This is a genomic window from Streptomyces sp. NBC_00846, from assembly GCF_045207325.1.
Taxonomy (GTDB): domain Bacteria; phylum Actinomycetota; class Actinomycetes; order Streptomycetales; family Streptomycetaceae; genus Streptomyces.
In genome coordinates this window covers 7,370,017-7,386,927 of record NZ_CP108846.1, presented here as the reverse complement: position 1 = coordinate 7,386,927, position 16,911 = coordinate 7,370,017, and the positions used below count along the sequence as shown (strand labels likewise).

Below are 16,911 nucleotides of genomic sequence, written 5' to 3'. Positions count from 1 at the left end.
AGAGGGTTCCTCGGTCGCTGACCTGCCGCTGAGTCGTTCGATGTTCACGGCGATGGCTGTGAGAGGGCGGTATGTGACGTGATGCCACGTTTGCTGTCGCTGGAACGTGTGGCACAGGCGTATCGGGGCTGATCGGAGAGTCCTGTCGTGCTGGAGTGTTCCTCGTGAGAGACCGCCAGCCCTACAAGAGCGACTTATCCGACGAGCGGTGGGCCCTGATCGAGCCCGTCATCGCTTCCTGGAAGGCTCAGCATCCCTCCGTCAGCGGCCACCAAGGCGCCTACGAGATGCGGGAGATCGTCAACGCCCTGCTTTACCAGTCCCGTACCGGCTGCCAGTGGGACTACCTCCCCCACGACCTGCCCCCGGTCGGAGCGGTGAAGTACTACTTCTACAAATGGCGCGACGACGGCACCGACCAGACCATCCACGACCTGCTGCGTTGGCAGGTCCGCGAGAGCCGGGGGCGCAAGGCCGACCCGAGCCTGGTGGTGCTCGACACCCAGAGCCTGCACGCGGCCGCCGGGGTGCCCGCCGACACCACCGGAAGGGACGCGGCAAAAAAAGTCTCAGGCCGCAAACGCGGCCTGGCAGTTGATGTTCTCGGTCTGGTGATCGCGGTGGTGGTGCTGGCCGCGTCCGCGCATGACAACGCCGCCGGCATCGCATTGCTGGACAAGGTCGCGGCCGACACCGACACGGTGCAGAAGGCCCTGGTGGACCAGGGGTTCAAGACCGCCGTCGTCGACCACGGGCAGAAGGTGGGCATCGACGTCGAAGTCGTCGAGCGCAACCCGGCAACCAGCGGGTTCGTCCCGCAGCCCAAGAGGTGGGTGGTGGAGCAGGTGAACGGGATCATGATGCTGCACCGCAGGCTGGTACGGGACTACGAGCACCGGCCCGCCTCCGCCGAGTCGAGGGTGTACTGGGCCATAAGCGACCGGATGGCCCGGATGCTCACCGCGACCTCCACCCCTACCTGGCGCGGCGCATGAGCGGCAGCGAGCTGACCTTGGGAGCGGTGCTGGCGCACCTGGAGGAGCAAGAGCGCGATATCGCCGCGCAGGCCGAGGCTACACGGGGACGCATCGCGGAACTCACTGCGCAATTGGGGGAGTTCGACCGGGCCGCCGAGGAGGTCCGCATCACCCGCAAGACGCTGCTGGCTCTGCCTGATCCATCCCCGCCGACGCCGCCGGCCGCGAAGCTGCCGGACCATCCGGCCTACCGGCAGATCATGGCGGTGTTCGCCGCGGCCGACGCCCCGCTGCGGGCGCGGGCGGTCTGCGAGGCGATGGATCTGGAGATCGCGCCCAGCAACGTCAACAACGTCCGGCTGAAGCTCAAGCGGCTGGCCGAACGCGGGATCCTGATCGAGCCCGAGCAGGGGTTGTTCACCCAGCCGCGGCCATAGTCACCCGGAGAGGCCACCACCAGCCCGACAGCTCCAGCTGCAAGCGCGAAACGGGCAGCACGTTACTTACTGCCCTCTCAAGAGTCTCGTGCTGCGCCTGGCCGATGAAAATCCCCGCTGGGGCCACCGCCGCATCCAGGGCGAACTGGCCCGACTCGGGCACCCCATCGCAGCCTCCACGGTCTGGGAAATCCTGCACGCAGCAGGCATCGACCCGGCCCCGCGCCGCTCCGGCCCCACCTGGCGCGACTTCCTCACGGCGCAGGCTCACGGGATCCTTGCTGCAGACTTCTTCCCTATCGACACGGCCCGAGGCAAGCGCCTGTACGCGATGGCGTTCATCGAGCACGGCACCCGGAGACTGCACATCACCGGCGTGACCGCGCACCCACCGCGCAGTGGGCGGTACAACAGGCCCGGAACATCGCTGCCGACCTCGGCGAGCGGGGCGCCGGGCCCCGGTTCCTGCTACGCGACCGCGACAGCCAGGTACACCGACGCCTTCGATGCCGTCTTCACCGCCGAGGACACGGAGGTGCTGCTCAGCGCGCCCCGGGCACCGCGCATGAACGCGCATTGCGAACGCGTGATCGGCACCATCCGCCGCGAGGCCCTCGACCACGTCCTGATCCGGGGCGAGAGCCACGCCAGGAAGGTCCTGACTGACTACCAGGACCACTACAACGGACACCGGCCGCACCAATCCCGGCAACAGCTACCGCCCAGCGCGACCGAACAGCCCGCAATCGTGCACGACCTCGACGACCGAAGCCTGCTCCGCACCAGGGTCCTCGGCGGCATCATCAACGAGTATCGATACGCCGCGTGACCTGCAGCGACGACTTTTCGAGCCCCACAGGCCAGTCAGCGGTCGTATGAGCAAGCCGCGTCGTCGGGCCGGTCGACGAACTTCTCCTGCACCCGGGTCCAGTCCTGGGTGTAGCGGTCCCGGACCGCTGCGGGGCAGTGGCTTGATGTCCAGCGCGTCGTGGCATGCCTCGCACTCGCGCAGCTCACGCTCGCCCGCCCGGCGGCCGTCCTTGGCCTCCACGACCCGCTCGTGCTCCGGGCTGCTCCGGGCCGAATCGCTCCCGCAGCTTCCGGCGGCGCATGGTGACCATCCACGCTGCCACCGTGCGCCAGAGAAGCACCATCACGACGGCAACGATGAGGACAATAGCGGACATTGGGTCCTCCGCTCGCGAGCCGAGTGAGCCCCGTGCATGGCGGCGGCCCCCGCGCACAGGTCCGAAACTGGGCGTACCAAGCAAGTTGCTTGCATCTAGCCGCAGGCTGTTGCCCGCGACTCGCGCTCCTGCCGTTCGCCTCAAAAGGGGCGGTACACAGCGGGGTACTGCTGCTTCTACCAGTAATGCCGTCGTCCGCCGACCGCATGGCCCAGGCGGCCCGGCAGGAACAGGATCGCTCCGATCACGATCAGAATGATCCCGCCGTCCACAGAATGGTGATCTCGGCCAAGAACGCCACAAGCAGCAGAACGACTCCGAGGACGATCACGGGTTCCTCCGATCACGCATAAGTCCTGCCCCTTCTCAATTGTCCTCTCCACCGGCCTCAGCTACAACAATTGACCAGGGTCAAGCAAGGGCACGCCGTACCGCAGGCCGGACGGTGCTCACATGGACAGCCGCAGTTCCCCTGTCTCCGCCTCGCCCCGGCCCGCCAGGTACCACGTCGAGCGCGCCCTTCGCGCGGGAGTGGCACGGACGGGAACCGCAAGACTGCATGCGCGGCGGTGCTGGCCCTACCGGTTCAGGGGCCGTTGCCAGGACCGGTGATGAGGGAGGCCAGGAGCTCCTCGATCGCCGTGACATCCGCACGGGGTGGCGCTCGGCTGCGAGGGTTTGAGCACGATTGACCAGTTGGCCCTCGGCCTCCAGGCGCCCCACGGCGACCTCGCTGACGTCATCGCCGTTCTGCGTGCGTACCGCGTGCTCGATCTCCCCGGGCCGCAGCGCCCTTGTGAGTATTCTTCGCGTCACGGATGACCGTGGTCGGCGTGCGGCGGGTTCGGACGCTGTTGCAGGGGCTTGGGGAGCAGGAGGGCTCCCCAGATGCTCCAGCGTGAGGCCGGGGTAGGGATCCCCGGCGCCGGTCAGCAGCTCGGGTCGGACGACGGCAGCCAACGCCGGGCGGCGTTGCCCGGCGGGCGAGGACCTGCCCCCAGCTCGTCCATCAGCGAGTTGAGGCTGGCGTTGCCCCGATGGGACTTGATGCCGGAGAGCATCGACTCCACACTGTCTTCGTCCTCTTCCGAGGCGTCGCCGTCCACTGTCTCGGCGTCGAGGTCGGGGTCTTTTCTCACTGGTGCCGGTCAGGTCGGCGAGGACCAGCGCGTCCAGCTGGCGGGACGTCTGCCCGCGCGAGCGTGCGGCGGCCTCGCCGACCGGACCGCGGCCGGCGTCCAACACGCTCCGATCACCCCCGCTCCGCCGCGCCGCTCCTGGCCGACAGATCTGCGCGCCCGCCGTAAGGCCGCCGACGACACCCGCCGCAACCAGTTGGCGCTCCGCCAGTCCAGAAACCCGCGTCGCTGGCGGTACACCGGCCAGCGCACCGCGCCGCTCTCCGCGCTCTGGCTCCTCGCCCCCGCCCAAGGAATCCGTGGCCCATGCCGCCCCCTCACCGACGAGGAGCAGCGCCAGATCGACGTCGTCGCAGTGTCCGCCCGCGCGATCGAGCGAGCCCTCGACATCGGCGACGGGCAGGTACGCCTCGCTGAGCTCTGCCCAATCTGCGACGGCCCCTCGACCTCCACGTAGGTGCCGGGGCAGCCCCCGCCGTACGGTGCACCAGTTGCGGACGGACATGGACTCAGGCGACTACTGACGCGGGATGATGCGCATCCGCGCCACTCAATCGGAGAGCCTCAGGTGTCGACCCGTCAGGCAGCACTCCCGAACGTATCTGATCGACGAGGCTCAGCGAGCGGCCCGGGAGCTGGACCACCGAAAGGCTGGAAGGCGCACACCGGCAGACTCCTCGGTTTCTGAGGGGGCGAAGGTCAGGCCGCATCCCATTGGTGGGCACGGCTGCCCCGCCACTCCACCATCTGGGAATCGTCGATCAGAGTCTCCGGGTCCGGCAGACCGACACGGCGGAGGAACTCAATCAGGTCGTGATCATCGTGGGCGAGGCCGAGGACGTGGCCGTAAGCGGTAACCCGGCGGCCTCCGGACGGGGACGACTGGTGCACGACTATCGGTGCGGAGCGCATGAAACCAGCGTGCGACGGACCACTAGCCACAGCATGCCGACGGCGGTGTCGGGGCGGCACATCTGGCAGGCCACGGCGGCGTCCTCGGCGATCAGGCTCAGCGCCTGCTCGTGAGAGGTAGCTCGTTCAGCCGACAGCAGGGCGCGTCGACACTGCACCGCTCGCCCTCAGCTGTCACGGTTGGCCCAAGGCCGCATCATCGCCGTCACACTCGATATGCCGCCCCGCCCCGCTCTGGGCGCCTGGGCCGACGTCGCCTTTCACCAGGCGCCAGGGCGGGACGCGTAGTCGTCGGGTCCGGCAGCTTCCAACCCTGCACAAGCAGTCCAGCCGGGGTCACCCTCGCATTCAGTAGGGTCGACATCGCCGGTGCGGGCAGTCTTCCGGTCCACGTCCGTGCCACTCCCCCGGGAAGGGCGCGCTCGTCGTGGGACCCGGTGGCGCCAGGGCGTCGTGGTGGAGACGGGGGAACTGCGGCCGCGCAGGCGAGCACGCGTCCGGCCTGCGGTACGGCGGGCCCTGGCTGACCTTGCTGATCAATTTGTCAGTGAGGAAGGCAGAGAGGACGATTAGCGCTGGGGTTCATGCGTGATCGGAGGAAACCGTGATCGTCATCGGAGTCGTTCTGCTGATTGTGGCGTTCTTGGCCAAGATCACCATCCTGTGGACTGTCGGGATCATCCTGATCGTGATCGGGGCCATCCTGTTCCTGCTGGGACACCTGGGCCACGCGGTCGGCGGACGACGGCATTACTGGTAGACGCAACCGCGCCCCCGCTGTACAGCGTGGGCGGGTGAACCGCCCTCTTTGAGGCGTGGGCAGGGGCGGCGGCCGCATTGCACGGGGGCTCACTCGGCTAACGAGCGGAGGACCCAATGTCCCCTATTGTCGTGATCATCATTGCCGTCGTGCTGGTGCTTCTCTTGTGCACGGTGGCAGCGTGGATGCTTACCATGCGCCGCCGGAAGCTGCGGGAGCAATTCGGCCCGGAGTACGAGCGGGCCGTGGAAGCCAAGCACGGTCGCCGGGCGGGCGAGCGTGAGCTGCGCGAGCGCGAGGAACGCCACGACGCGCTGGACATCAAGCCACTACCCGCACCTGTCCGCGACCGCTACACCCAGGACTGGACCCGGGTGCAGGAGACGTTCGTCGACCGGCCCGACGACGCGGTCCACCAGGCGGACCGGCTCGTAACCACGCTCATGAGCGAACGCGGGTACCCGACCAAGGGGTACGAGCAGCAGCTGAAGGACCTGTCGGTCCAACACGGGCGCACGCTGGAGCACTACCGCGCCGCCCACGAGGTCAACGACCGCAGCAGCCGCCATCAGGCGACCACGGAGGAGCTGCGCGGCGCGATGGTGCACTACCGCGAGCTGTTCGACGAACTGCTCCACAACGGCGACCGGCCACGCGAGAGCCAGGAGTGAGCCCGCAGCCAGTGACTTGAGAATGACGAGTCGGCCCAGTCGACGCCCGGCCGCAACACGTGACGGACGGAAGTGAAGAGATGCGCAACCAAGACACACCCCAGCCGAACGAGGGCGTTCCGTCCACGGAGGACCTGACCGGTGCCCGGCAGGACCCCGGAGATGAGGCGCCGGGCTTGGCTGACGCCCCACCGGAGTACCCCGGGGAGGCCACGACCACCGACCGGGAGGGCCGGGAGGAAAGCGGCGGCCGGGCATCCGCCAGTGAACGCCGCGAAGAAGAACTGGCCAAGGAGAACGAACCCCTGCTCGGGAATGAGCAGGAGGTATTCCGCGCCAGGTGGCAGAAGATCCAGGGCGAATTCGTCGACGACCCCAAGAACGCCGTCAACGCGGCCGACCAGCTGGTCGCCGAGACGATGCAGGCACTGGCCACGACCTTCGCCGAGCACAAGCGCGGTCTCGAAGGCCAGTGGCATCGCGGTGAGGAGGTGGCGACCGAGGATCTGCGCCTTGCGCTCCAGCGCTACCGCTCGTTCTTCAACCGCTTGCTCAGCACCTGACCAAACCGCTGACTGGCCACCCTCCCGATGCACTGGCAGATCACTCACAAAGGACGGCCGACCATGAGTATCGCCAAGAAGATCGCGCACAAAGCCGAAGCGGTCAAAGGCGGCGCCAAAAAGGCTGCCGGCCGCGGAACAGGTAGTCGGCGTCTGCAGGCGGAAGGACGCGGCGACAAGGTCAAAGGCAACATCAAACAGGCTGGGGCGAAGATCAAGGACGCCTTCAAACACTGACCATTGCGCCCCTCGACCCGGCCCGCAGGGGCTCTACGCCGAGGAGTGGCGCTCCAGGGCATGCTGACGGGTGGCTTTGGTCAGTTCGTGCCAGAAGGGGGCGGCGGTGAGGTAGAGGCCGAGGACGGAGATGATACTGAGCGAGATGTCGACGCTGATCCTGCCCTGTTTGGCCCAGTAGACGTCCTTCAGGTCCAAGAGGAGGGCGAATTCGTCGGCGATGAGCGCTGTTCCGGCGCCGTAGGCCGCCCCGACGCCGGGATGTCCAACGTATTGTGCGTCACCCCGTACGGCGACCAGTCCGACACCGGCCAGCGTGGCGATACCGAAGTTGTAATGGTGCATGTGGGTCCCGCCCGACGTGGAGACGTTGCCCCAGGGCAGTCGGCCGCTGCGGATGCCGTGAGTGATCAGGCGGGCGCCCCCGAAGGTGGCCCCGAAGGAGAGCCAGGTCGCAAGGAGGGAGCGCTGCGTTGGGTTGGTGTGCTCGTCCAAAGTTTCCCGCCACCGTCGCAGCAGCCCTGGACGCCGCTCATGGCGCTCGTCATCTCCGCGCTGTTCCGCGTTCTCGCGCATCGGACCAACCTCCTCGTCACCTTTCGCGGTGGCTTTCGTCCCTGACCTCATACCACCTCACAGGGCAATACACCTAGGCCAGACGGGCATGTCGAGAACTCCTCCGCCTCCTCGACAGCCTGAGCGTTAACATTTCTGATTCCACATGATCGGCAACGTCTACGTGGCCGCCCCCGACTTCCGGGTACGGCTCGGCTCGGCTTCCTACCCGAGGGCGAGGACGACGGTCTGTGGCGCATCAACGCCTGAGTTCGTCACCGCCTTCACGACCGCGCTCGCCAAAGGATACGAGCAGGGACCCTCTGCATACCTCGCTCCGCCGGATCCGCAGGACCCGGCACGCGACCCGTTCCTCGCCGTGGTGTCGCGAATTCGTCGACGACCCCAAGAACGCCGTCAACGCGGCCGACCAGCTGGTCGCCGAGACGATGCAGGCACTGGCCACGACCTTCGCCGAGCACAAGCAAGGTCTCGAAGGCCAGTGGCATCGCGGTGAGGAGGTGGCGACCGAGGATCTGCGCCTTGCGCTCCAGCGCTACCGCTCGTTCTTCAACCGCTTGCTCACAGAGCCTGGGGGCCGGCCTCGGCCCAAACCCAGCGCCATCGCTGAACAGACCGGACGCTGCCCCGTAGATCCGTGGCGATCACCGCGTTCGTCTCACCCCGCCCGAACCGTTCGGCCGCCTCCAGCCGTAACCGCTCCCGGAACTCCTGCCGTTCAGCGGTCAGCCCGCCCCCTTGTGGATCTCGTATGTCACGGTGATACCGCACGGATCGAGAACCATCAGCCCCTACGACACCACGAGTCCAACCTCAGTAGGCCGCAGTTTCTGCGATGAGGACGGCGACGGTTACCAGGCCCGAGGTGTCACTGGTGGCTGCGTCCGCTACCGCCGCCCGGACGGCGCGGGCTACTTCCAGTGGATGGTACCCGGGGGCGACCGCAAGCTGGACCTCGATGTGCCGGCCTGGTGGATGGTCATGTCGCTCCACTTTGACCGGGCGGCTTCCCAGCACGGCGGTGAGGCGGGCCACGCCCGGAACAGCCGCCGCGACGTCGGCCAGCTCCCCAATGGGGCCCCGCATGGGTCCTGTTCCGGTCGTTGGGAGCGAGCTCCGCGCGGCTGCAGCCTCCGGCGGGGGCCCCGTGGCGTTCCCTGCGGTCCGCGACCTGACTTCTCTCTCCATGCCTTCATAGAGGTCCGTGACGCGCAGATCAACTGCCACGGTGGACAGGCCGAGCCGTTCAGCGGCCACGTTGAGCAATGCGCCCCTCAACTGCTCCGCGGTCCGGGGCAGCGGCCGCCCCATGAATGCGGTGAATGCGGCCTCGATCCTGAGCGGGCCAGGCGATAGCGCACTGGCCGGCGGACGGACGGACGGCTCGGACACGGGCCCGAGCGATACCGGTCCGATGCGCAGGCTCTCCAGCCAAACGCCAGGAATCTCAGCGGCCGTGCGCCCGAGGGCCCGGACGGCCGCTTGCTCGGTGATCCACGTCCCGTCGTCAGGCCCTCCGAGCGGGAGCAGCCGACCCAGGCCGAGCTGGCGCCGTACTGCCTGCATCCACGCCTCAGTTTTCACCGGCCTCTCACCCTCTTCCATGGCCGCGGTTCTCCCCCTCCCGCACTGCGCCCCCACTCCGCAGGGGCTCTGGACAGGGGCACTTCGTACCACTCGTTGGACCACCCCGTCTCACGGTTCGCGCCTCTGATAAAACCCACTAAAACGAATATAATCCGATCAAAGAGTGCTTAGGTGATCTCCTTCAGGGAGGAATAGCCCGATGACTGAGAACACCGACGGAAAGCACGGCGGTGCGCCCGGCTCTCGCGGTCGGACGACCATCGCCGACGTGGTGGTAGAGAAGATCGCCGGAATGGCGGCACGCGATGTGCCCGGCGTCCATGCCCTGGGCAGTGGATTCGCCCGCTCGATGGGATCCATGCGGGAGCGGATGCCCGGCGCCGGTAGTGGCAAATCCGTCACGCGCGGGGTCAGCGTCAAGGTGGGAGAGGTGCAGGCGGCCATCGATCTGGAGATCGTCGTCGACTACGGCGTCTCCATCACGGACGTGGCCAGTGACGTACGCGAGAACGTGATCTCCGCAGTGGAGCGGATGGCGGGCCTGGAAGTCGTGGAAGTCGATATCGCGGTCAGCGATGTGAAGCTGCCCGACGAGGAGGACGAAGAGGAACAGCGGCAGCGGGTTCAGTAGCCAAGGGGGAGCAGCCCGCTTGAGCGAAGGAGCGCGTGATGAGCAAGGCTGTGGTCGGCTTGATTGCCGGAATGGCACTGGGCTTCGCCGGATACTTCGGTGGCTTCTGGGCCTTCCTGCTCGTGCTGGTACTGGGCGCCGTCGGACTTGTCGCCGGGCGCTTGATGGAAGGTGATCTCGAACCGGGTGACTTCATCCGCCGCCGTGACGACCACCAGCGGATGCGCGATGACCGGCGACAGACTCAGGGAGACTGGCGGCAGTGACCAGTGACGTCGATCGTCGTCCGGGCCTTCCTCGCGGGGAGCGGGGTGCGACCACCGTCTCCGACCGAGTCGTTGCGAAGATCGCTTCCCACGTGGCCCGCGAGGCACTGAGCCGGTTCACCGAGTCGGCCGGCCACGTACCGCCCGACCGCCGCACACCACACGTGACGACGTCTGTGCGGCGGGCACCGGAGCGGAACGACACAGGACGGGACAGCGATCCTGCCGATAGCCGTCCGGCCATGCTTGGCGAAGTACGGATGCGCATCGCCATGGAGCTGGGCTATCCGTCCGACATCGGAACTCAGTGCGCTGCGGTGCGCCGCGAGGTCATCGAACGGCTCAGGACATGGGCCGGCATGGACGTGTCCGAACTCACGGTGTCGGTCGAGAGACTGCACTCGGTGCACTCGCGGCATACAGACCGGGAGAGAGTGAGATGAGCGCGAACACCTGGCGGCAGCCGACCGGCGATGGCGACATTCCCTCCGGTACGGGACAGCCAACTTCGTCCGCGGGCAACCCCCCAGGTACGGGCGCGACGGCAGCGGTCCATAAATCGGGCCGGTCGGCGCGCCGCTTCTGGTCCGCACGGCGGATCCCCGCAGCCATTGTGGCGCTGCTGTCCGTCGCAGCCATTGGGCTGCTCCTGTACGACGTGGTCTCGGTGCGGGCAGACCAGCCCGGGATGAGCTGGCGACGGCGTCTCGCCGAGGAACTGGCCACACGACCACTGCATGACATCTGGATGACCGTCGGAGCCGCCGTAGCGATGGCCCTTGGCCTGTGGCTTTTCCTGCTGGCGGTGACGCCGGGACTGCGCAGACTGCTACCCATGCGGCAGCCCACCAGAATCCCCAGAACAGGGGAAGTCCGCGCCGGGCTCGACCGCCACGCAGCCGCCCTGCTTCTGCGCGACCGGGCCGTACGGGTGTCCGGTGTGCAATCGGCACGGGTCGACGTCGGCCGTCGGAAGGTCAAAGCCCGGGCACAGGCACATTTCCGCGATCTCAACGAGGTCCACGCGGACCTGAACGCCGCGTTGGGCGAAGCCGTGACGAACTTGGGTCTCGCCCAGCAGCCCACGCTGGACGTGCGCGTCCGGCGCCCGAAGAAGGGGTGAGGTGTCCCATGCTCAAGGCAGTGAACCGGATGCTGCTGGCGCTGCTCGGCATTGCACTGTTCGCCCTGGGTGGCGGCGTGCTGCTGGGTGGGCTGGATCTCCAGCGCCACTGGGGGTTCGACGTGCCGGGCTGGTGGCCCTTCCGAGGTCCGGACGATGTCGTGCTGGGCACCGAGGGACGCACCCGGTGGCGGGAAGAGAACTGGTGGTGGCCGGCCGTCATTGCGGTGCTCGCCGTGCTTCTCGCGCTGCTGCTGTGGTGGCTTCTGGCGCAACTGCGCAGACACCGGCTGGGCCAGGTCCTCATCGAGAGCGAAGACGACACGGCGGCCCGACTCAACGGCCGCGCTCTGGAGGACGCAATCGAGGAAGAGGCGCAAGACCTGGACGGGATCTCGCGGGCTCATGTACGGCTGACGGGTCGGCCTGCTGCTCCGGCCGCACGAGTACGGCTGTTGCTGAAGCCTCACGCGGAACCGGCGCGGGCTCTAGAGCAACTGAGCCGGGAAACGCTCGCACACGCACGGGACTCGGCAGGCCTGGACCGCCTCCCGTCGGAGGTCCAACTCCGGGAAGTCCGCCACCGCACCCGCCGCGTCACCTAAGTGTCCTGTACACGGAGGTTGGTGACAGTTATCGCACGGCGTGGTGATCTTGAACGAGTGAGCACCTTCTGGGTTCGGTAGGGATTGCGACATCTCCACCGACCAGCACAAGGCCCTCATGCGGGTCTGTCAAACGAGCGGTGTAGCTCACGTTGTTGAGGTTTCTGGCGGGCTACTGAGAGACGGCCGTCGAAGGTGATGTCGAAGGCATTCAGTGCAGTTCTCCAACGCATGGTCCAGCGGGCTTGACCCTTGCCGGTGGGATCCAGGGACATGATCTCCATGTGGACGCGCTTCAGTGCGGCCTTCGTTGAGGAAGTGACCGCGGGCCTTGACCGCCCGGCAGAGGCTTCTGCCGCCGGCGTACGCTCTTCGGCTCGAACGCGCCTTCACGGTCCCTGGGCACGGTGATCTCCATTGGGCCGACGTCGGTCAGTACCGTCTTGGAGCGGGTCCCGTTGGAAGCTGATGGGTTGCGTCACGGCGCCGATGGTGCCGAGCGCACCGGCGATGATGACGGCCAGGCGGAAGCGCAGGATGTGCTTGCCCTCGCGGCATGGCCTTTTCCCTGGTCTGGTGGACGATCGCCTCGCACGGTCTGCATCGCCGTGCGTATGTGTGAGGCGCATACTGAAAAGACCTGGGAGAACGGAGGACGCCATGATCATCCTCGGCGTCATTCTGCTGGTCATCGGTCTGGTGGCCAGCATATCGATCCTATGGACCATCGGTATCGTGCTCGTCGCGATCGGCATCGTTCTTTGGATCCTGGGTGCCGTCGGGCATGCGGTGGGCGGTCGACGGCACTACTGGTAGGGCTGCTTGTTCCGGCTCCCCGTGCGGCCAATGTGATGTCCAGCGGCGGCCGTGATCTCGGTGTGCTCGGGTGCCGCATGCTCGATGTAGATATTGATGCCGCGGCCCGCAGATCGCTACCAGGGTCGGAAATTCAGCGTCCCGGATGGGAGCACACATGGCTGTACGTCATCAGCTCATCGCCCGAGAACCGTCCGTACTCTGGGCGGTTCTGGAGGACGAGAGCCGTTACGCGGACTGGGTGGTAGGGACCTTCGACTCCGCCCCGGGCGAAGGGCGTTGGCCGGAAGTCGGATCGTCGATCAAATACACGGCGCGCGTGGGGCCTAAGGAGTTCCACGGACGCACGACGGTCCGTCGCCTCGACGCGCCGCGCGCGCTGGAACTCGAAGCGCACGGAGGGACGTTGGGTACGGCACGGATTGCCTTCGACATCCGGCCGTGGGGCGACAAGACCCTGGTCATTCTCGACGAGCACCCGCTGCGCGGACTGGGAGGGAGTCTCCACAACACAGTTCTCGACGCCTTTGCGCAGATCCGGCACCGCGGCATGCTGCGGCGACTTGCGGAAGTCGTCGAAGAAATGCCCCAGGACACGGGGTGAGCGACAGGACGAGAGGACCAGCCCCAACAGTTCGTCTTCCCACCGATGCCCGGTGGCCGGCGGATTCGAGGGGTCGTCGCAACACTGCTGGTCAGCTGACTGAGTCCAGTAGCTTTAGCGAGATGCTCGGCTGGGGCTTCCCAGCCGAGCATCTTTCGTGGTCGGCTGTTGAGTCCGGCGGCCACCACCTCCACGCCCTGGGCCCAGGTCAGGGAACGCCACAGGTGCGGCGGAAGGGATTGGACGGTCGCGGCGAGGCGTTGCGGGTGGCCAGGGCGCTGTGGCCGCGCGGCAGATGTACGAGCATCAGACAGCGGGTGAGCACTCGACCGCCGAGTGGCGACGAGCTCCTGGCTGCAATGTCCCGCGCCGCAGTTACACGGAGTGTCTCGCCATTGCCCGGCATGGACTCGCGCACGCCGCGACCACAGCCGTGGAACAGCCCTTCGTGCACCCGGCCGGCAGCGTGACCGTACGACCGGCACCTGGACCCCGCAGCCATGAAAAGGATGGGCTCGTGCACCGTCGTCCGCTACACCGCCAAAACATCGATCACCACAGCAGCCGCCCACCCCGGCAGGCGCGCCCCATACCTCTTCAAGGTGCGAAGCGCCCGATACCGACCAGACTTGAATGCATGGCAGAAGAACGTCGGCCGCGCAGCGGGAAATCCTCGACGACAGCCGCGCGGCGAAAGCGATGTCTCCCGAAGCGCGGCGGAGCGATTCGGAAGCGCGCACCGCACACGTCAAGCTGCGTCTTGCGGGCCCGCTGCGCTGTTGCAACTTCGTCGCCACTGCAGGCACTCACGTTCAGGCTGGTCAGAGTCTGACATGGGACTGATCACGGGACTGCTCACGCTCCCCAACGCACCGGTCCGCGGTGTGATCTGGGTGGCGGAGAAACTCAACGATGCTGCCGAGCGCGAGTTACACGCCCCAGGAGTGCACCGTGCCCAGCCGGCTGTACTGAACCGGGAACTTGAAGACAGAAATAGCAGCACGGAGGAGTTCGAACCGGGAAGAGGAAAGGCTGCTGGACCGGCTGCATGCTGCACACGTCGGCCCCGCACCGAACGATCGAAGGTGACGCCCTCATGGATGACACAGCCAAGGTGACCCTCGCGGCCGCAGTAGTGGGCGGCTATGTGCTGGGCCGGACGAAGAAGGGCCGGCTGGCGCTGACCATTGCGACATATCTGGCAGGGAGACGATTCGGCCTTGAACCCCGACAGCTTGCCGCCGAAGGGATGCGCAGACTCGGAGAGATTCCCCAGTTCGCCGAGCTGCAGGAGCAGCTGAAAGGGGAAGTCTTCGACGCGGGCCGTAAGGCAGTGGCTGCCGCCGCCGACCGGGGCATGAGTTCGCTGGCCGATGCCCTCAGCGACCGTACGGCCCGGCTCGGTGAGAAGCAGGATGAGGCAGAGGAAGAGGGGGACAAGGAAGAGTACGAGCCGGAAGAGGGAGGCGCAGAGTACGAGGAAGAGGAGGAACCGGAAGAGGAAGAGGAAGAGGAAGAGCCGGAGGCCGAGTACGAAGAGGGCCAGGCTGAGGAAGAGGAGGAAGAGAGGCAGCCGAAGCGGCGCCGCAGTCGCGCCCAGCCCAGAGGGGGCGCGGCACGCAAGAAGGCCGCTCCCGCCCACGGAGAAAAGCCTCGGACGGCCAAGAAGTCCGCCGCCCGGAAGACGGCCCCGCCAAAGAAGACGGCTGCGAAGAAAACTGCTCCGGCCAAGAAGTCCGCCGCCCGGAAGACGACGTCGTCGAAGCGAGCAGCGTCCAAGCGCGCCGATCGTCGGAGGTAGCCAGTCATGACCAGGACGGAAATAGACCAGCCCACGGCAGAAAAGTCGGGTGCGGACCGGCTTCGCGAAGAAGCGTCCAACTTCCTCAGTGCACAGGTGGAGAGACTCGCCGAGAAGGCGGGCGACAAGCTGACCGATGTCACTGGGCAGCTCACTGATGTGGCCGAGAGTGGATCGCTTCCCGCGATCGGCTCCCGTATTCTCCAGGGCGACTCCCCGCTGAAGGCATTCGTCGGGGAGAAAGCCAAGGGCGTCAAGGACAAAGTCGTGGGGAAGGTCAAGGAAGCGTTCGGCGGCGGAAAGGGGAAACGCAAGTCGAGCGGCGGCAAGGTCATGAACATCATCGAGGTGCTCGATGTGGGAGTGCCCCTGCGTGTCGCGTACGACCACTGGACGCAGTACGACCAGTTCAGCAGCTTCGCGAAGGGCGTTCGCGACGTCTCGAAGAGCGATGAGATGTCCAGTGACTGGAAGGTCAAAGTCGGCCCTTCCTCGCGCAGCTTCAAAGCGACTGTCCAGGAACAGATTCCCGACGACCGCATCGTTTGGACGTCCGAGGGAGCCAAGGGAACTACCCGTGGTGCGGTTAGCTTCCATGAGCTGGCACCCAGCCTGACTCGAATCGCCCTGGTCATGGAGTACTACCCGTCCGGGTTCTTCGAGAAGACGGGCAACCTGTGGCGCGCCCAAGGACGCCGAATGCGACTCGACTTCAAGCACTTTCAGCGATACGTCTCCCTCGCCCAGGAAGAGCCCGAGGGCTGGCGCGGTGAAATCCGGGACGGTGAAGTCGTCGTGTCCCACGAAGACGCCATGGAAGAAGAAGAGGCCGCCGAGCAGGAGGACGCACAAGGCGAGGAGTCCGAGGACGAGGACTACGAGAAGAGGCCCGAGGACTACGAGCACGAGGACGAAGACTACGAGGACGAGGACGAGGACGAGGACGAGGACGAGGACGAGGACGAAGAAGAAGAAGAAGGCGAATACGAGGAAGAAGAAGGGGAAGAAGGAGACGAAGAGGACGTAACCCCCTCCAGGAAGCAAAGGCAACAGAGGTAACGCCGTGACTGACGTCGACTTCAGGCAGGGGGTCTACTCCGTTTCGGGGCCGCAGACCACCAATCCGTCGCGGACTTCACGGAAGATTTGGCTGGCCGGCGTCGTGGCAGCCCTCAGCGAACCGCTTGTAGATGTACGGCTTGAAGTCGTCCAGCAGCGTCCGGCGGGAGGTGACCTTGACCAGCAGATCGTCGACACTGATTCCACGCGACGGGCATCCATGGGAGAGGAGTTCGTGCACGGCCTGGTGCCGTTCGCGGATACCGGCGACGATGCGGCGCGGACGGCCGTTGACGTCCTTGGTTCCGTCCGGGGCCAAAGGTGGCTCCTCTTCGGAAGAGGCGGGCCCGTATCGGCGAACGCGGACCGAACGCATTTGCAGTGTCCTGGCACGGTCTTCTCCACAGCTACTGTCCGAGGTTGTTCCACAGGTGCCAGGCGTCCGCGACTTGGACGGTCTGCGGTGCCGCCGCGCGTGCGGCCTCGGCTTAGGTGGAACCACGGTCCTGGCAGATGACCTCCACCTCAGGATGGTCGACGAGCCAGCGGGCTCTGGCGCGGATTCCCTGCCGGGCAGTACATCGATCGGTCGCCGGGCTTCGAGGTCCACAAGCAACGTCACGTACGTATGTCCGCGCAGCAGTGCGAATCGATCCGACGGTCAGATTGCCTCGTATCTTCGAACAGCCGGGCACTCAGTTCCTTCTCCAGCCGGGCCACTTGGTGGCTGATCGCGGACTGGACGACGTGGCACCGCTCGGCGGCGCGGGTGAACCTCGCGGTCTCCGCTACCGCGAGGACGTAGCGCATCTGCTGGAGATCTCCATTGATCCATCGTGAAACACGATGGATCGGATGACAAACATGCGTTGGACCAATGGATGCCTGCTCGGCGATGCTGAAGTCAAGGGCAGGCCACGGCAGTCAGCGAACAGCCACCGCCCCGGACCGGCGAGGCCC

21 protein-coding genes and 7 pseudogenes are annotated in these 16,911 nt (G+C 66.5%); 19 read left to right on the top strand and 9 right to left on the bottom strand.

Features of this window, described 5'->3' with window-relative positions:
• Positions 1-164: 164 nt before the first annotated feature.
• From OG936_RS33905 to OG936_RS33895, 3 genes and pseudogenes are all read left to right on the top strand, one after another.
• Entirely contained in the window at positions 165-995 is an 831-nt protein-coding gene (locus tag OG936_RS33905) for an IS5 family transposase (RefSeq protein ID WP_406499671.1), read from the top strand.
• Positions 992-1,414: a hypothetical protein gene (locus OG936_RS33900; RefSeq protein ID WP_406499672.1), complete on the top strand. Its 423-nt coding sequence runs from the start codon at positions 992-994 to the stop codon at positions 1,412-1,414. The genes OG936_RS33905 and OG936_RS33900 overlap by 4 nt, the downstream gene beginning before the upstream one ends.
• 79 nt (positions 1,415-1,493) lie before the next feature.
• Positions 1,494-2,243: pseudogene (locus OG936_RS33895) on the top strand (integrase core domain-containing protein); the annotation flags it as partial.
• A 35-nt stretch (positions 2,244-2,278) separates the two neighbouring features.
• Here OG936_RS33895 and OG936_RS33890 read toward each other — a convergent pair.
• Positions 2,279-2,431: a hypothetical protein gene (locus OG936_RS33890; RefSeq protein ID WP_406499687.1), complete on the bottom strand. Its 153-nt coding sequence runs from the start codon at positions 2,429-2,431 to the stop codon at positions 2,279-2,281.
• A gap of 346 nt (positions 2,432-2,777) precedes the next feature.
• Positions 2,778-2,932, bottom strand: a pseudogene (locus OG936_RS33885) (DUF6131 family protein).
• Positions 2,933-3,489: 557 nt separating this feature from the next.
• On the opposite strand from OG936_RS33885, the gene OG936_RS33880 reads away from it, so the two are divergent.
• Entirely contained in the window at positions 3,490-4,197 is a 708-nt protein-coding gene (locus tag OG936_RS33880) for a hypothetical protein (RefSeq protein WP_406499686.1), read from the top strand.
• A gap of 242 nt (positions 4,198-4,439) precedes the next feature.
• Here OG936_RS33880 and OG936_RS33875 read toward each other — a convergent pair whose 3' ends face one another.
• Positions 4,440-4,652, bottom strand: a complete 213-nt coding sequence (locus tag OG936_RS33875; RefSeq protein WP_406499685.1) for a hypothetical protein — start codon at positions 4,650-4,652, stop codon at positions 4,440-4,442.
• Between the two features lie 604 nt (positions 4,653-5,256).
• Here OG936_RS33875 and OG936_RS33870 point away from each other — a divergent pair.
• The 4 genes from OG936_RS33870 to OG936_RS33855 all read left to right on the top strand — a co-directional run bounded on the left by OG936_RS33870 (position 5,257) and on the right by OG936_RS33855 (position 6,883).
• On the top strand, positions 5,257-5,412 hold the full coding sequence (locus OG936_RS33870; protein ID WP_266749804.1) for a DUF6131 family protein: 156 nt from the start codon (positions 5,257-5,259) through the stop codon (positions 5,410-5,412).
• A 116-nt stretch (positions 5,413-5,528) separates the two neighbouring features.
• Positions 5,529-6,083, top strand: coding sequence for a hypothetical protein (locus OG936_RS33865; protein WP_406499684.1), 555 nt, complete (start codon positions 5,529-5,531; stop codon positions 6,081-6,083).
• Positions 6,084-6,163: 80 nt separating this feature from the next.
• A complete protein-coding gene (locus OG936_RS33860) occupies positions 6,164-6,646 on the top strand; it encodes a hypothetical protein (protein ID WP_406499683.1) in 483 nt (160 codons plus the stop codon).
• A 63-nt stretch (positions 6,647-6,709) separates the two neighbouring features.
• The gene (locus OG936_RS33855; RefSeq protein ID WP_266749799.1) at positions 6,710-6,883 is read left to right on the top strand and encodes a CsbD family protein; all 174 of its coding nucleotides are present in this window, start codon (positions 6,710-6,712) and stop codon (positions 6,881-6,883) included.
• 33 nt (positions 6,884-6,916) lie between these two features.
• On the opposite strand, the gene OG936_RS33850 is transcribed toward OG936_RS33855, so the two are convergent.
• Entirely contained in the window at positions 6,917-7,459 is a 543-nt protein-coding gene (locus OG936_RS33850; protein WP_266749797.1) for a hypothetical protein, read from the bottom strand.
• 148 nt (positions 7,460-7,607) lie between these two features.
• Here OG936_RS33850 and OG936_RS33845 point away from each other — a divergent pair.
• Positions 7,608-7,838: pseudogene (locus tag OG936_RS33845) on the top strand (hypothetical protein); the annotation flags it as partial.
• Between the two features lie 434 nt (positions 7,839-8,272).
• On the opposite strand, the gene OG936_RS33840 reads toward OG936_RS33845, so the two are convergent.
• Complete coding sequence (locus OG936_RS33840; RefSeq protein ID WP_266749796.1) at positions 8,273-9,064, bottom strand: hypothetical protein; 792 nt, start codon at positions 9,062-9,064, stop codon at positions 8,273-8,275.
• Between the two features lie 181 nt (positions 9,065-9,245).
• Between OG936_RS33840 and OG936_RS33835 the strand changes: the two genes are divergently transcribed.
• From OG936_RS33835 to amaP, 5 genes are all read left to right on the top strand, one after another.
• Positions 9,246-9,677 (top strand): Asp23/Gls24 family envelope stress response protein, encoded by a 432-nt coding sequence (locus OG936_RS33835; protein ID WP_406499682.1) that lies wholly within the window; start codon positions 9,246-9,248, stop codon positions 9,675-9,677.
• 38 nt (positions 9,678-9,715) lie between these two features.
• Complete coding sequence (locus OG936_RS33830; protein ID WP_266749793.1) at positions 9,716-9,943, top strand: hypothetical protein; 228 nt, start codon at positions 9,716-9,718, stop codon at positions 9,941-9,943.
• A gap of 242 nt (positions 9,944-10,185) precedes the next feature.
• On the top strand, positions 10,186-10,386 hold the full coding sequence (locus OG936_RS33825) for a hypothetical protein (protein WP_405683351.1): 201 nt from the start codon (positions 10,186-10,188) through the stop codon (positions 10,384-10,386).
• On the top strand, positions 10,383-11,066 hold the full coding sequence (locus OG936_RS33820; RefSeq protein WP_266904931.1) for a DUF6286 domain-containing protein: 684 nt from the start codon (positions 10,383-10,385) through the stop codon (positions 11,064-11,066). Before OG936_RS33825 ends, OG936_RS33820 begins: the two co-directional genes overlap by 4 nt.
• Before the next feature lie 8 nt (positions 11,067-11,074).
• The gene (amaP, locus tag OG936_RS33815) at positions 11,075-11,671 is read left to right on the top strand and encodes an alkaline shock response membrane anchor protein AmaP (RefSeq protein WP_406499681.1); all 597 of its coding nucleotides are present in this window, start codon (positions 11,075-11,077) and stop codon (positions 11,669-11,671) included.
• Positions 11,672-11,787: 116 nt separating this feature from the next.
• Here amaP and OG936_RS33810 read toward each other — a convergent pair.
• Positions 11,788-12,013 (bottom strand): annotated as a pseudogene (locus tag OG936_RS33810) (hypothetical protein); the annotation flags it as partial.
• A 19-nt stretch (positions 12,014-12,032) separates the two neighbouring features.
• Positions 12,033-12,128 (bottom strand): annotated as a pseudogene (locus OG936_RS33805) (transposase); the annotation flags it as partial.
• A gap of 203 nt (positions 12,129-12,331) precedes the next feature.
• Here OG936_RS33805 and OG936_RS33800 point away from each other — a divergent pair.
• The 5 genes and pseudogenes from OG936_RS33800 (at position 12,332) to OG936_RS33780 (ending at position 15,951) form a co-directional block, all read left to right on the top strand.
• Positions 12,332-12,487 carry a DUF6131 family protein gene (locus OG936_RS33800; RefSeq protein ID WP_266749788.1) on the top strand — a complete coding sequence of 52 codons (156 nt, stop codon included), beginning with the start codon at positions 12,332-12,334 and terminating at the stop codon, positions 12,485-12,487.
• A 157-nt stretch (positions 12,488-12,644) separates the two neighbouring features.
• A complete protein-coding gene (locus tag OG936_RS33795) occupies positions 12,645-13,091 on the top strand; it encodes an SRPBCC family protein (protein ID WP_266749786.1) in 447 nt (148 codons plus the stop codon).
• An 833-nt stretch (positions 13,092-13,924) separates the two neighbouring features.
• A pseudogene (locus tag OG936_RS33790) lies at positions 13,925-14,180 on the top strand (gas vesicle protein GvpG).
• A gap of 7 nt (positions 14,181-14,187) precedes the next feature.
• Positions 14,188-14,892, top strand: coding sequence for a histone protein (locus tag OG936_RS33785; protein WP_406499680.1), 705 nt, complete (start codon positions 14,188-14,190; stop codon positions 14,890-14,892).
• Positions 14,893-14,898: 6 nt separating this feature from the next.
• Positions 14,899-15,951 (top strand): SRPBCC family protein, encoded by a 1,053-nt coding sequence (locus OG936_RS33780; protein WP_406499679.1) that lies wholly within the window; start codon positions 14,899-14,901, stop codon positions 15,949-15,951.
• A 76-nt stretch (positions 15,952-16,027) separates the two neighbouring features.
• On the opposite strand, the gene OG936_RS33775 is transcribed toward OG936_RS33780, so the two are convergent.
• Positions 16,028-16,270 (bottom strand): hypothetical protein, encoded by a 243-nt coding sequence (locus tag OG936_RS33775; protein WP_266749782.1) that lies wholly within the window; start codon positions 16,268-16,270, stop codon positions 16,028-16,030.
• Between the two features lie 338 nt (positions 16,271-16,608).
• A pseudogene (locus OG936_RS33770) lies at positions 16,609-16,817 on the bottom strand (LysR family transcriptional regulator); the annotation flags it as partial.
• Between the last annotated feature and the right edge of the window lie 94 nt (positions 16,818-16,911).